At 61.7% G+C, this 14,040-nt stretch carries 12 protein-coding genes; 8 read left to right on the top strand and 4 right to left on the bottom strand.

Annotated elements, in window-relative coordinates; all coding sequences use genetic code 11:
• Positions 1 to 573 (bottom strand): acyl carrier protein phosphodiesterase, encoded by a 573-nt coding sequence (locus L6D82_RS04485; protein WP_102718197.1) that lies wholly within the window; start codon positions 571 to 573, stop codon positions 1 to 3.
• Positions 574 to 744: 171 nt separating this feature from the next.
• On the opposite strand from L6D82_RS04485, the gene L6D82_RS04480 reads away from it, so the two are divergent.
• Genes L6D82_RS04480 through L6D82_RS04470 form a run of 3 tightly spaced genes read left to right on the top strand, consistent with a single transcriptional unit; the run spans position 745 to position 3,326 of the window.
• Positions 745 to 1,047, top strand: coding sequence for an ArsR/SmtB family transcription factor (locus tag L6D82_RS04480; RefSeq protein ID WP_007957866.1), 303 nt, complete (start codon positions 745 to 747; stop codon positions 1,045 to 1,047).
• A gap of 33 nt (positions 1,048 to 1,080) precedes the next feature.
• Entirely contained in the window at positions 1,081 to 2,244 is a 1,164-nt protein-coding gene (locus L6D82_RS04475; RefSeq protein ID WP_011332833.1) for an MFS transporter, read from the top strand.
• 32 nt (positions 2,245 to 2,276) lie between these two features.
• Positions 2,277 to 3,326: an alkene reductase gene (locus tag L6D82_RS04470; protein WP_085605421.1), complete on the top strand. Its 1,050-nt coding sequence runs from the start codon at positions 2,277 to 2,279 to the stop codon at positions 3,324 to 3,326.
• 249 nt (positions 3,327 to 3,575) lie between these two features.
• On the opposite strand, the gene emhR is transcribed toward L6D82_RS04470, so the two are convergent.
• Positions 3,576 to 4,208: an efflux system transcriptional repressor EmhR gene (gene emhR, locus L6D82_RS04465; protein WP_007957850.1), complete on the bottom strand. Its 633-nt coding sequence runs from the start codon at positions 4,206 to 4,208 to the stop codon at positions 3,576 to 3,578.
• Between the two features lie 266 nt (positions 4,209 to 4,474).
• On the opposite strand from emhR, the gene emhA reads away from it, so the two are divergent.
• From emhA to L6D82_RS04440, 5 genes are all read left to right on the top strand, one after another.
• Complete coding sequence (gene emhA, locus L6D82_RS04460; protein WP_085748207.1) at positions 4,475 to 5,632, top strand: efflux RND transporter periplasmic adaptor subunit EmhA; 1,158 nt, start codon at positions 4,475 to 4,477, stop codon at positions 5,630 to 5,632.
• A gap of 3 nt (positions 5,633 to 5,635) precedes the next feature.
• Positions 5,636 to 8,800 carry an efflux RND transporter permease subunit EmhB gene (gene emhB / locus L6D82_RS04455; RefSeq protein WP_129973608.1) on the top strand — a complete coding sequence of 1,055 codons (3,165 nt, stop codon included), beginning with the start codon at positions 5,636 to 5,638 and terminating at the stop codon, positions 8,798 to 8,800.
• A complete protein-coding gene (emhC, locus tag L6D82_RS04450; protein ID WP_129973609.1) occupies positions 8,797 to 10,257 on the top strand; it encodes an efflux RND transporter outer membrane subunit EmhC in 1,461 nt (486 codons plus the stop codon). The genes emhB and emhC overlap by 4 nt, the downstream gene beginning before the upstream one ends.
• Before the next feature lie 289 nt (positions 10,258 to 10,546).
• Positions 10,547 to 11,806, top strand: coding sequence for an OprD family porin (locus tag L6D82_RS04445; RefSeq protein ID WP_236188204.1), 1,260 nt, complete (start codon positions 10,547 to 10,549; stop codon positions 11,804 to 11,806).
• Positions 11,807 to 11,973: 167 nt separating this feature from the next.
• A complete protein-coding gene (locus tag L6D82_RS04440; protein WP_236188203.1) occupies positions 11,974 to 12,789 on the top strand; it encodes a methyltransferase domain-containing protein in 816 nt (271 codons plus the stop codon).
• Positions 12,790 to 12,840: 51 nt separating this feature from the next.
• Here L6D82_RS04440 and pcaC read toward each other — a convergent pair whose 3' ends face one another.
• Both pcaC and pcaD read right to left on the bottom strand, forming a co-directional pair.
• Positions 12,841 to 13,233, bottom strand: coding sequence for a 4-carboxymuconolactone decarboxylase (gene pcaC / locus L6D82_RS04435; RefSeq protein ID WP_011332825.1), 393 nt, complete (start codon positions 13,231 to 13,233; stop codon positions 12,841 to 12,843).
• Positions 13,234 to 13,243: 10 nt separating this feature from the next.
• Complete coding sequence (pcaD, locus tag L6D82_RS04430) at positions 13,244 to 14,035, bottom strand: 3-oxoadipate enol-lactonase (protein WP_236188202.1); 792 nt, start codon at positions 14,033 to 14,035, stop codon at positions 13,244 to 13,246.
• Positions 14,036 to 14,040 lie beyond the last annotated feature (5 nt).

Genomic DNA, 14,040 nt, shown 5'->3' with positions numbered 1-14,040 from the left:
CTACAGCTGCCGGCCGGCAAAGTCCTGCAGCTGTGGGTAGAACAAGCGGAAGTCTTCGCTCAACGGTTCATACAACCGCCGCAATTCATCCATCGCCCCCGCCAGTTCTTCCGGCCGGGTCAGGCGTCGGGAGATGCCGCGCAACACCTGCTCCAGCACTTCGAACTCCTGATACGAGCCCAACCAGTCATTGGCCACCATGTGCGGGGCGATCCTCGCCAGGCGCTCGGGCAATTGCCGCTCGCTGGACAGCACGCGGTAGACGTCGGTGGTGAATTGACCGAGCGGCCGGTCGGCGTACTGCGTCCAGTCGCGGGCCAGGCAATGATCGAAAAACACGTCGAGGACGATGCCCGCGTAACGGCGACGGGTCGTGGAAAACCGCGCCAGTGACGCGTCCACCAATGGATGGCGATCAGTGAACACGTCGATCTGACGATGCAGGGCAATCGCCGCCTCGATCTCCGGGTCGAACTGCCCTTGCAGCCGCCCTTTGACGAAATCGCCATACAGACTGCCGAGCAGTTGACCGGGGCGCTGGCCACCGAGGTGTAAATGTGCGAGATAGTTCATGGGCGCAGCTTAGCACCGCGCCCGCGGTTGTTTACACCTCACATATCGTTATAACCCGATATACCGATTTATGCGGTCGTCAGATCAAATTCATATTGGTGTATCGCGAAGTACCGATATAAAGTTCGCCTCATCGCGATATAGCGCTACACACATCACGAGCACCCAGCCATGAACATTGACCTCGACGAAATAATAAAAGCCCTGGCACACCCAGTACGGCGAGACATCCTCAACTGGCTGAAAGACCCGAAAGCCCAGTTTCCGGAACAGATCCACAACCACGAGTACGGCATCTGCGCCGGGCAGATCGATCAACGCTGCGGCCTGTCGCAATCGACCGTTTCCGCCCACCTGGCCACCCTGCAACGGGCCGGGCTGATCAGCAGCCAGAAAGCCGGCCAGTGGCACTTTTTCAAACGCAACGAGGACGTGATCCAGGCGTTCCTCAGCACCCTCAGCAAAGAGCTCTGACCCTTAACGTCAGCCAGCCAAAAGGATCAAACGATGCCCCTCTCGCTACTCATACTCGCCTTGAGCGCCTTCGCCATCGGCACCACCGAGTTCGTCATCATGGGCCTGCTGCCCAATGTGGCGGCCGACCTCGGTGTGTCGATCCCCGGCGCCGGCTGGCTGGTGACCGGCTACGCCCTGGGCGTGGCGATTGGTGCACCGTTCATGGCAATGGCCACTGCAAAACTGCCGCGCAAGGCTGCACTGGTTACGCTGATGGGCATCTTCATTATCGGCAACCTGCTCTGCGCCATCGCCACTGATTACAACGTGCTGATGTTCGCCCGTGTCGTTACAGCCCTCTGCCACGGTGCGTTCTTCGGCATCGGTTCGGTGGTCGCGGCTAACCTGGTGGCGCCGAACAAACGCGCCTCGGCCGTGGCCCTGATGTTCACCGGCCTGACCCTGGCCAACGTGCTGGGCGTACCGCTGGGCACTGCGCTCGGTCAGGAAGCCGGCTGGCGCTCGACCTTCTGGGCAGTGACCGTGATCGGTGTGATCGCGCTGATCGGCCTGATCCGCTTCCTGCCGGCCAAGCGTGACGAAGAAAAACTCGACATGCGCGCCGAACTGGCCGCGCTCAAAGGCGCCGGTATCTGGCTGTCGCTGAGCATGACCGCGCTGTTCGCCGCCTCGGTGTTCACCCTGTTCACTTACGTCGCTCCGCTGTTGGGTGATGTCACCGGTGTCTCGCCCCGTGGCGTGACCTGGACTCTGATGCTCATCGGCCTGGGCCTGACCGTCGGCAACATCATCGGCGGCAAACTGGCTGACAAGGGCCTGGCCGCGACGCTGATCGGCGTGTTCATCGCCATGGCCGTGACCTCCACCGTCCTGACCTGGACCAGCATCGCGCTGATCCCGACCGAAATCACCCTGTTCCTCTGGGCCACCGCGTGCTTCGCCGCCGTACCGGCCCTGCAAGTGAACGTCGTGACCTACGGCCAGGCCGCACCGAACCTGGTGTCGACCCTGAACATCGGCGCCTTCAACGTCGGCAACGCCCTCGGCGCCTGGGTCGGCGGCAGCGTCATCGCCCACGGCTACGGCCTGACCAGCGTGCCTCTTGCTGCCGCAGCACTCGCGGTCCTGGCACTGCTGGTAACCCTGATCACATTCCGCCAGAACGGCAATCCCGAGCTGGCCACCGCTAACTGATTCACTCACTTACCTCACGAGGGTTGTATCTCATGGCAACAATTTTCGATCCGATCAAACTGGGCGACCTTGAGCTGTCCAACCGCATCATCATGGCGCCGCTGACCCGCTGCCGCGCCGACGAAGGCCGCGTACCCAACGCGCTGATGGCCGAGTACTACGTACAGCGCGCCTCGGCCGGCCTGATCCTCAGCGAAGCCACCTCGGTGACCCCGATGGGCGTCGGCTACCCGGACACCCCGGGCATCTGGTCCAACGATCAGGTGCGCGGCTGGACCAACGTGACCAAAGCCGTTCACGCCGCCGGCGGCAAGATCGTCCTGCAACTGTGGCACGTCGGCCGGATCTCCCACCCGTCGTACCTGAACGGCGAAACGCCGGTTGCACCGAGCGCCATCCAGCCAAAAGGCCATGTCAGCCTGGTTCGCCCGCTGGCCGACTATCCAACCCCGCGCGCACTGGAAACCGCTGAAATCGCCGACATCGTCGACGCTTACCGCGTCGGTGCAGAGAACGCCAAGGCAGCCGGTTTCGACGGCGTGGAAATCCACGGCGCCAACGGCTACCTGCTCGACCAGTTCCTGCAAAGCAGCACCAACCAGCGCACCGATATCTACGGCGGCTCCCTGGAAAACCGCGCCCGCCTGCTGCTGGAAGTGACCGACGCCGCGATCGAAGTCTGGGGCGCCGGCCGTGTCGGCGTACACCTGGCACCGCGCGCCGACTCCCACGACATGGGTGACGACAACCTGGCCGAAACCTTCACCTACGTCGCCCGCGAGCTGGGCAAGCGTGGCATCGCCTTCATCTGCTCCCGCGAGAAAGAAGGTGCCGACAGCCTCGGCCCACAACTGAAAGAAGCCTTCGGCGGCGCGTACATCGCCAACGAACGCTTCACCAAGGACAGCGCCAACGCGTGGCTGGCCGAGGGCAAGGCTGACGCCGTGGCATTCGGCATCCCGTTCATTGCCAACCCGGACCTGCCGGCTCGTTTGAAGGCGGATGCGCCGCTGAACGAACCGCACCCGGAAACCTTCTACGGCAAAGGCGCGGTCGGCTACCTCGACTACCCGACGCTGTAAGCCGCACCGCAGAAACACAAAAGCCCCCGACTCGCGAGAGTCGGGGGCTTTCTATTGGTCGCCGGGTGGGCGAGCCGCTCACATTCGTTCACAGGCTCGACACAAAATCCCTACAAAATACGTAGCTCGCTACATATCAACCCGTGCCGCAGAGGTATATAAAAGCATCCCGTTGCAGCGGGGCGAGTGAACAGGGATCTTCACCCTCCTCTGTCATTGACACAAACTGATCCAATAACGAATTTTGTTTCATTTGCGCAGGCTGGGGCTCAGGCGCAGCATGTCCAGCCCGGTATCGACCCAGCGCTCGGCCTCGGCGTACAGTTCGAAGCTGTCTGGCGCCAATAGCCATCCATAAAGGAGGCCATCAATATAGGCGTGAATGCTGATGGCTGCCCGGGCAGTGTCGAGGTCTGCCGGCAACTGCCCACGATTGACCGCATTACTCAATGTCAGCGCGATCCGCACATTGCAATCGAGGCTGGCGGTCCGGCGCTGTTGGCGCAGATCGCACATTTCATCGGTGAACTCGCACTTATGAAACAGAATTTCGTTGATACGCCGGGTCTTCGGGTCCAGCGCAACTTGATGAAACAAATGAATGAGCAATTTGCGCATGCAGCCCAGCGGATCGGGCTCGTCTTCGCTTTCGCTGGCCTTGGCCAGTTCGTCCAGCGGCTCATGCAGGGTATCGAGCATGGCTTGCAGCAAATCGGCCTTGTTGCTGAAGTGCCAGTAGATGGCACCGCGCGTCACCCCGGCCAGGGTGGCGATGTCCGACAGGGTCGTGCGGGCCACGCCCCGCTCATAGAAGGCCTTCTCGGCCGCTTCGAGAATCTGGCTGCGCGTTTCCTGAGCTTCCTCTTTGGTACGACGAACCATGGCAGTAAAACCTCAAACAGGATGTTTCAGGGATGGCTGGATATCCGCTGAATAAAAAAGGGTTGATCTCTCGCGGATCGGCTCCCCGGCCTACAATTTCAGACCTTGCGACGACTTTTGTAACAGGGTGGATACGACGCCAAGGTGTTTACAAACAACCATGAACGTAAGTATATTCCTTAGCAAGCTACTTATCCACCCGGTAACCCTTTTTTACCCTTCCACACTTCTTGTGCGCTTTTCGCGCGCCTGACCCGAGGATCTTCATGCAATTCAAGCCAGCTGTTACCGCTCTGGTCACTGCCGTCGCCCTGGCATCGCTGCTCAGCGGATGTAAAAAGGAAGAGGCGGCTCCCGCCGCACCACCTCCTCAGGTCGGCGTCGTCACCCTGCAACCACAAGCCTTTACCCTGACTTCCGAACTGCCGGGCCGCACCAGTGCGTTCCGCATCGCCGAAGTTCGTCCGCAGGTCAACGGCATCATTCTCAAGCGTCTGTTCAAGGAAGGCGGCGATGTCAAAGCCGGCCAGCAGCTGTATCAGATCGATCCGTCGGTCTATGAAGCGACCCTGAAAAGCGCCGAAGCCAACCTGCGTTCGACCAAGTCGATCTCCGACCGCTACAAACAACTGGTCGACGAGCAGGCCGTCAGCCGTCAGGAATACGACACCGCCGTGGCCAACCGCCTGCAATCGGAAGCGTCGTTGCAGACCGCACAGATCAACGTGCGCTACACCAAGGTCTACGCACCGATCTCCGGTCGTATCGGCCGCTCTTCGGTGACCGAAGGCGCGCTGGTCAGCAGCGGCCAGACCGACGCGATGGCCGTGATCCAGCAACTGGACCCGATCTACGTCGACGTCACCCAGTCCTCGGTCGAATTGCTGGAACTGCGCCGCGAACTGGAAAGTGGCCGCCTGCAAAAGGCTGGCGACAACGCCGCTGCGGTCAAGCTGACCCTCGAAGACGGCAGCCAGTACAAGCTCGACGGTAAGCTGGAATTCTCCGAAGTGTCGGTCGATCAGACCACCGGTTCCGTGACCCTGCGCGCGGTGTTCCCGAACCCGGATCACACCCTGCTGCCGGGCATGTTCGTCCACGCACAGTTGCAGGCCGGCGTGAACAGCGCCGCGATCCTCGCACCGCAGCAAGGCGTGACCCGCGACCTCAAAGGCACCCCGACCGCGCTGGTCGTCGGCCCGGACAACAAAGTCGAACTGCGCCAGCTCAAGGCCAGCCGCACTGTCGGCAGCCAGTGGCTGATCGAAGACGGCCTGAAGGCTGGCGATCGCCTGATCACCGAAGGGCTGCAATTCGTCAAACCGGGTGTTGAGGTCAAACCGACCGAAGCGACCAATGTCGGCAACAAGAACCCGGCCCCCGCACAGGCAGCTGACAAAGCCGCCGGCGGCAAAGGGGAGTAATCCATGTCAAAATTTTTCATCGACCGTCCGATTTTCGCCTGGGTAATTGCCCTGGTGATCATGCTGGTCGGGGCACTTTCGATCCTGAAACTGCCGATCAACCAGTACCCGAGCATTGCGCCACCGGCCATTGCGATCTCCGTGACCTACCCGGGTGCTTCGGCACAGACGGTTCAGGACACCGTGGTCCAAGTGATCGAGCAGCAACTCAACGGTATCGACAACCTGCGTTATGTGTCCTCGGAAAGTAACTCCGACGGCAGCATGACCATCACCGCGACCTTCGAGCAGGGCACCAACTCCGACACCGCGCAGGTCCAGGTCCAGAACAAGCTGAACCTGGCCACCCCGCTGCTGCCGCAGGAAGTGCAGCAACAGGGTATCCGCGTGACCAAGGCAGTGAAGAACTTCCTGCTGGTGATCGGCGTGGTGTCGCGTGACGGCAGCATGACCAAGGACGACCTGTCCAACTACATCGTGTCGAACATGCAGGACCCGATCTCGCGGACCGCCGGTGTCGGTGACTTCCAGGTCTTCGGTGCCCAGTACGCGATGCGCATCTGGCTCGACCCGGCCAAGTTGAACAACTTCAACCTGACCCCGGTCGACGTGAAAACCGCGATTGCGGCGCAGAACGTCCAGGTGTCGTCCGGTCAGCTCGGCGGCTTGCCTGCCGTGCAGGGCCAGCAACTGAACGCCACGATCATCGGCAAGACCCGTCTGCAGACCGCCGAGCAGTTCAAAGAGATTCTGCTCAAGGTCAACAAGGACGGCTCGCAGGTTCGCTTGAAAGACGTCGCCGACGTCGGCCTGGGTGGCGAGAACTATGCGATCAGCGCCCAGTTCAACGGCAGCCCGGCTTCCGGTCTGGCGGTGAAACTGGCCAACGGCGCCAACGCCCTCGACACTGCAAAAGCACTGCGCAAGACGATTGACGACCTCAAGCCGTTCTTCCCGCAAGGCATGGAAGTGGTGTTCCCGTACGACACCACCCCGGTGGTGACCGAGTCGATCAAAGGCGTGGTTCACACCCTGGTCGAAGCGATTGCGCTGGTGTTCCTGGTGATGTTCCTGTTCCTGCAGAACTTCCGCGCCACGGTTATCACCACGATGACCGTGCCGGTGGTATTGCTCGGTACGTTCGGCATCCTCGCGGCGGCCGGTTTCAGCATCAACACCCTGACCATGTTCGGTATGGTATTGGCCATCGGCTTGCTGGTGGACGACGCCATCGTCGTGGTGGAAAACGTCGAACGGGTGATGAGCGAAGAAGGCTTGTCACCGAAGGAAGCGACCAAGAAATCCATGGGCCAGATCCAGGGCGCCCTGGTCGGTATCGCCCTGGTACTGTCGGCGGTATTGCTGCCGATGGCGTTCTTCAGCGGCTCCACCGGTGTGATCTACAAGCAGTTCTCGATCACCATCGTGTCGGCCATGGCGTTGTCGGTACTGGTCGCGCTGATCTTCACCCCGGCGCTGTGCGCCACCATGCTCAAGGCGATTCCGCACGGTGAGCACGGCACGCCGAAAAAAGGTTTCTTCGGCTGGTTCAACCGCAATTTCGACCGAGGCGTCAACAGCTACGAGCGCGGTGTCGGCAACATGCTGTCGCGCAAGGCACCGTACCTGCTGGCCTACCTGCTGATCGTGGTCGGCATGATCTGGCTGTTCACCCGCATTCCGACCGCGTTCCTGCCGGAAGAAGACCAGGGCGTTCTGTTCGCCCAGGTGCAGACGCCAGCCGGTTCCAGTGCCCAGCGCACTCAGGTGGTGGTGGATGAAATGCGTGAATTCCTGCTGCGTCCGACCAAGGATGGCGGTGAAGGCGACGCCGTAGCCTCGGTGTTCACCGTGACCGGCTTCAACTTCGCCGGCCGTGGCCAGAGCTCGGGCATGGCGTTCATCATGCTCAAGCCGTGGGACGAACGTAACGCCGACAACAGCGTGTTCAAACTCGCCGCCCGCGCCCAGCAGCACTTCTTCAGCTTCCGCGATGCGATGGTGTTCGCCTTCGCCCCGCCAGCAGTACTGGAGCTGGGTAACGCCACCGGTTTCGACGTGTTCCTGCAGGACCGCGCCGGTATCGGTCACGAGAAGTTGATGGCTGCACGCAACCAGTTCCTCGGCATGGCCGCGCAGAGCAAGGTGCTCACCCAGGTCCGTCCGAACGGTCTGAACGACGAGCCGCAATTCCAGCTGGAAATCGACGACGAGAAGGCCAGTGCCCTGGGCATTACGATCTCCGACATCAACAACACCCTGTCGATTGCATTGGGCAGTAGCTACGTCAACGACTTCATCGACCGTGGTCGGGTGAAGAAGGTGTACGTGCAGGGCCGGCCAGACTCGCGCATGAGCCCGGAAGACCTGAAGAAGTGGTACGTGCGCAACGCCTCCGGCACCATGGTTCCATTCTCCGCATTCGCCAAGGGCGAGTGGATCTACGGTTCGCCGAAGCTGGCGCGTTACAACGGCGTTGAAGCGGTCGAGATCCTTGGTGCCCCGGCGCCGGGTTACTCCACCGGTGAAGCGATGGCCGAAGTCGAGGCGATTGCCAAGAAACTGCCGGCCGGCGTGGGTATCTCGTGGACCGGTCTGTCGTACGAAGAACGCCTGTCCGGCTCGCAGGCTCCGGCGCTGTACGCCCTGTCGCTGCTGATGGTGTTCCTGTGTCTGGCGGCGCTGTATGAAAGCTGGTCGATTCCGATCGCGGTCATGCTCGTGGTACCGCTGGGGATCATCGGTGCGTTGATGGCCACCAGCCTGCGCGGTCTGTCGAACGACGTGTACTTCCAGGTGGGTCTGTTGACGACCATTGGTCTGGCGGCTAAAAACGCCATTCTGATCGTCGAGTTCGCCAAGGAATTGCACGAGCAGGGACGCAGTCTGCGCGATGCGGCCATCGAAGCCTGCCGCATGCGTCTGCGACCGATCATCATGACGTCGCTGGCCTTCGTCCTCGGTGTTGTACCGTTGGCTATCTCCACCGGCGCAGGCTCGGGCAGTCAACACGCGATCGGTACCGGCGTGATTGGCGGTATGCTCACCGCAACGATCCTGGCGATTTTCTGGGTTCCACTGTTCTTCGTCACTGTGTCGTCCATGGGTCAGCGCAAAAACGCCGGCAAGGATGACACCATAGAAACTCCTAAAGAGGCTGGCCAATGAGCAAGTCGCTACTCTCCATCGCAGTCGCCGCCTTCGTGCTGAGCGGTTGCTCGCTGATACCGGATTATCAGCAGCCTGAAGCACCGGTGGCGGGCCAATACCCGCAGGGTCCGGCGTACTCGCCGGCCCAGGCACCGGCGCAGGCCGCTGCCGAACAGGGCTGGAAGCAGTTTTTCCATGACCCGGCCCTGCAACAGCTGATCCAGGTCGCCCTGGAAAACAACCGCGACCTGCGTGTCGCGGCGCTGAACATCGACGCCTATGCGGCTCAATACCGCATCCAGCGCGCCGACCTGTTCCCGGCCGTGTCGGCCAATGCCAGCGGAAGCCGTCAGCGGGTTCCGGCCCGTGCGTCGCAGACCGGTGAGTCGAGCATCACCAGCTCCTACTCCGCCACCGTCGGCATCAGCGCCTACGAACTAGACCTGTTCGGTCGGGTTCGCAGCCTGAGCGAACAAGCGCTGCAGCAATACTTCGCCACCGAAGAAGCGCGCCGCAGCACCCAGATCAGCCTGGTGGCCAGCGTGGCCAACGCCTACCTGACCTGGCAGGCCGACAAGGAACTGCTGAAGCTGACTCAGGACACCCTCGGTGCCTTCGAGGAAAGCTACAAGCTGACCAGCCGCAGCAACGAAGTCGGTGTGGCTTCGGCGCTGGACCTGGCGCAGTCGCGTACTTCGGTTGAGAACGCCCGGGCACAACTGGCGCGTTACACCCGCCAGGTCGCCCAGGACGAAAACAGCCTGACCCTGCTGCTCGGCACCGGCGTACCGGCCAACCTGCAAGCGGCCAAACCGCTGTCGGATGACCTGCTGGCCGACGTGCCGGCCGGCCTGCCGTCGGATCTGCTGCAACGTCGTCCGGACATCCTTCAGGCCGAGTACAACCTGAAGGCGGCCAACGCCAACATCGGCGCGGCCCGTGCAGCGTTCTTCCCGAGCATCAGCTTGACCGCCAACGCGGGCAGCCTGAGCCCGGACCTGTCCGGCCTGTTCAAGGGCGGTTCGGGCACGTGGCTGTTCCAGCCGCAAATCAACCTGCCGATCTTCAACGCCGGCAGCCTGCGCGCCAGCCTCGACTACGCCAAGATCCAGAAGGACATTGGCGTGGCGAACTACGAGAAGTCCATTCAAACGGCCTTCCAGGAAGTCGCCGACGGCCTGGCAGCGCGCCAGACCTACACCGAGCAGTTGCAGGCCCAGCGTGATTTCGTCGCCGCCAACCAGGATTACTACCGCCTGGCCGAGCGTCGCTATCGCATTGGCGTCGACAGCAACCTGACCTTCCTTGATGCCCAGCGTCAGCTGTTCAGCGCGCAACAATCGCTGATCACCGACCGCCTCGCGCAGCTGACCAGTGCGGTCAACCTGTACAAGGCCCTGGGCGGTGGCTGGAATGCGCAGACCGCGCAGAACGAGCCGCTCAAAGAAGAAGCACCGAAGATGAAGCTGTTCTGATCATCCGCTGAACACAAAAAGCCCGCCGATTGGCGGGCTTTTTGTTGCCCGCAAATCTTGCGTTCGATAATCGCCCAAATTTCACTTTCGCCGATTGAATCGCCTCGCCCGCGCCCCGCACCATTCGAGCCACAAAACCAATAACAACAGGTTCGACACCATGCTCCCGCGCCCTGCTCCTCCCGGCTGATCGCCGCCGCTTCGCCTCTGAATCCATCGAATGTCTGCGCCTTGAAAAACGGCCGCAGCGCCCCCGTTTGCCCCAAAAAAACAAGAGAGACCCGAGCCCATGACAACCTCCCCTGCGCCCTACGCACTTCCCGGCCTGATCGCCCTCGCCCTGGCCGGCATCGCGCTGCCCGCTGCGGCTGAAGAAGCCGGTTTTATCGAAGGGGCCAAGGTCAACCTGAACCTGCGCAACTTCTACATCAACCGCAACTTCACCAACCCGACCAAGGCCCAGGGCAAGGCTGAAGAGTGGACGCAGAACTTCATCCTCGACGCCAAGTCCGGTTTCACCCATGGCACCGTCGGGTTCGGCCTGGATGTGCTGGGGTTGTACTCGGTGAAGCTCGATGGCGGCAAAGGCACCGGCGGCACGCAACTGCTGCCACTGGATCATGACGGTCGCCCGGCGGACAACTTCGGCCGCACCAACGTCGCGTTCAAGGCGAAGCTGTCGCAAACAGAAGTGAAGGTCGGCGAATGGATGCCGGTGCTGCCGATCCTGCGTTCGGACGACGGCCGCTCGCTGCCGCAGACCTTTCGCGGCGGCCAGATCACCTCGAAGGAAATCGACGGCCTGACCCTCTACGGCGGCCAGTTCCGCGCCAACAGCCCGCGCGACGACAGCAGCATGAGCGACATGTCGATGACCGGCAAAGCCGCCTTCACCTCCGACCGCTTCAACTTCCAGGGCGGCGAATACGTATTCAACGACAAGCGTACCCAGATCGGTCTGTGGAACGCCGAGCTCAAGGACATCTACAGCCAGCAATACGTCAACCTGATCCACAGCCAGCCAATCGGCGACTGGACCCTCGGCGCCAACCTCGGCTTCTTCTACGGCAAGGACGACGGCAGTGCCCGCGCCGGCGACCTCGACAACAAGACCTGGTCAGGCCTGTTCTCGGCAAAATACGGTGGCCACACCTTCTACGTCGGCCTGCAAAAACTCACCGGCGACAGCGCCTGGATGCGCGTCAACGGCACCAGCGGCGGCACCCTGGCCAACGACAGCTACAACGCCAGTTACGACAACGCGCAGGAACGCTCCTGGCAGGTGCGTCACGACTACAACTTCGTTGCCCTGGGCATCCCCGGCCTGACCCTGATGAACCGCTACATCAGTGGCGACAACGTGCACACAGGCACCATCACCGACGGCAAGGAATGGGGCCGCGAATCGGAACTGGGCTACACCGTGCAGAGCGGTGCGCTGAAGAACCTGAACGTCAGATGGCGCAACTCGACCATGCGCCGCGACTTCAGCAACAACGAGTTCGACGAGAACCGCCTGATCGTCAGCTATCCGATCAGTTTGCTCTAAGCCGCCTGTCCGAATGGCTGGCGTTACGCCAGCCATCATTTAAAGTGGAAAAACCTGAAGGACTCAGGTGCTCCACCCTCTTCGCTTCCGTTATCTGTTGATGTAGGTCCCCAAGACTTGGCCAGGTTGTCATCGGAAGACCCTGCTGATCACCGGAGGACGACCTCATGATCACCCGACTCAAACCGGCTCCCGTCGACAAAGACTGGGACGCCCGGGCGTACCAGCAGTTTTCCCGTCTCAGGCAACAACCGGTCGATGAATTGCTCGGCCGTGTCGACCTGCACAATCCTCAGCGCATTTATGACCTCGGTTGCGGCACCGGGATTGCCACCAAGGTTCTGGCCGATCGCTGGCCGCAGGCAGATATCAAAGGCATCGACAGTTCGAAAGACATGCTTGAGGTCGCCCGTTGCCTGCCGATCAAGGCGCGCTGGCAACACGCCGAGCTGCAACACTGGAAACCCCGCAAGCCGGCCGACCTGTTGTTCGCCGCGGCCGTGCTGCATTTCATCGATGACCATAGAACGCTGTTGCCGGGATTGCTTCGCCACCTCAATCCCGGCGGTTGTCTGGCCGCGCATATGCCGGACTGGCGCGATGCGCTGTGGTATCGGCTGATGCTCGACACCCTCGACGACGCCGGACCCTGCGGTCGCCCCATCGGCACTGCGCAATTGCGTCAACGCATGGCGGCGCGGCCGTTGCTGCCGCTGGAGGATTACTACCGTTTGCTCGCGCCGCTGACGCAGTCGCTGGATATCTGGGAAACCGAGCAGTTGCAGGTGGTCGACGGCAAGTCGCCGGTTTATGACTGGGTAAAGGTCTCGGCGCTGCGGCCGGTGATGCAGGGACTGACGTCAGAGGAACAGGCGCGCTTTATCTATCACTACCTGAGGCGGGTGCATGCGCATTATCCGCAGGAGGAAAATGGCCATACGTTGTTTGCGTTCAAGCGGATTTTCATTGTTGCCAAGGCGTGAAGTTCAAAGGATCGCAGCCTTCAACTGGCTGCGATCCTTCGAATTCAACGATTACTCGCGGGATTCGGTACCCAGCTCATCCCACACCGATTCGGCCAGATGGAACGTCGCATTCGCTGCCGGAATCCCGCAGTAGATCGCGCTCTGCATGATCACTTCCTTGATCTCGCCACGGCTCACGCCATTGTTGGCCGCCGCCCGCAGGTGCAACTTGAGTTCACCCTCGCGGTTCATGCCGATCAGCATGGCGATGGTGATCAGGCTGCGGGTGTGGCGTGGCAGGCCCGGGCGGGTCCAGATATCGCCCCAGGCGTGACGGGTGATCATCTCCTGGAATTCCGAATTGAACTCGGTCAGCGTGGTCAGGCTGCGATCGACGTGAGCGTCGCCGAGCACCGCGCGGCGCACTTGCATGCCGTCGTCGTAACGTTGTTTCTCGTCCACGGAAATCCCCTCAATCGGCCAGCAAAAAGGTCAGCACGCGGTCGCTGAACGCGTCGCCGGCCTGAACGTTGGAAAGGTGCGCCGCATAAAACTCGGCGTACTCGGCGCCGCGCACATGCTCCTGGATGAAGTGCCCGCCGGACGGTGGCGTCACCGCATCTTCGGTACCGGCGATCACCAGCAACGGCACCGTGATCGACGACAACTGCTCACGGAAATCCGCATCGCGCACCGCCGCGCAGTTGGCGGCGTAACCTTCAGGATTGGTCGCGGCCAGCATGTCGGTGATCTGCTTGGCTGCGGCCGGGTTGGAGGCCGAAAAGTCCGGGGTAAACCAGCGGGCAATCGATGCATCACGCAACGCAACCATCGCCCCCGGGCCGTCGCGCAGCACGGTTTCGATGCGCGGGTTCCACACCGACGGATCGCCAATTTTTGCCGCGGTGTTGCAGACGATCAGTTTGTTCAGACGCTGGCCGGCATTGATCCCCAGCCACTGGCCGATCAGGCCGCCCATCGACAGACCGCAGAAATGTGCGCGTTCGATATGCAGCGCATCCAGCAGCGCCAGCACGTCTCGGCCCAGTTGCTCGATGCTGTAAGGGCCCGGCGTCACCAGCGACTGGCCGTGCCCGCGCGTATCAAAACGCAGCACGCGAAAATGTTCGGTGAAGGCCGGCATCTGCACGTCCCACATGTGCAGGTCGGTGCCCAGCGAGTTGGACAGCACCAGCACCGGCGCATCGGCCGGGCCTTCCAATGAGTAATGCAGTTCGCCATCGGCGAGTTGAACGAAAGCCACAGCCC

It is taken from the genome of Pseudomonas paraglycinae, from assembly GCF_021601625.1.
GTDB classification, from domain to species: Bacteria; Pseudomonadota; Gammaproteobacteria; order Pseudomonadales; family Pseudomonadaceae; genus Aquipseudomonas; species Aquipseudomonas paraglycinae.
Note: the sequence above shows the minus strand (reverse complement) of the source record. Positions and strands in the feature narration are given on the sequence as shown.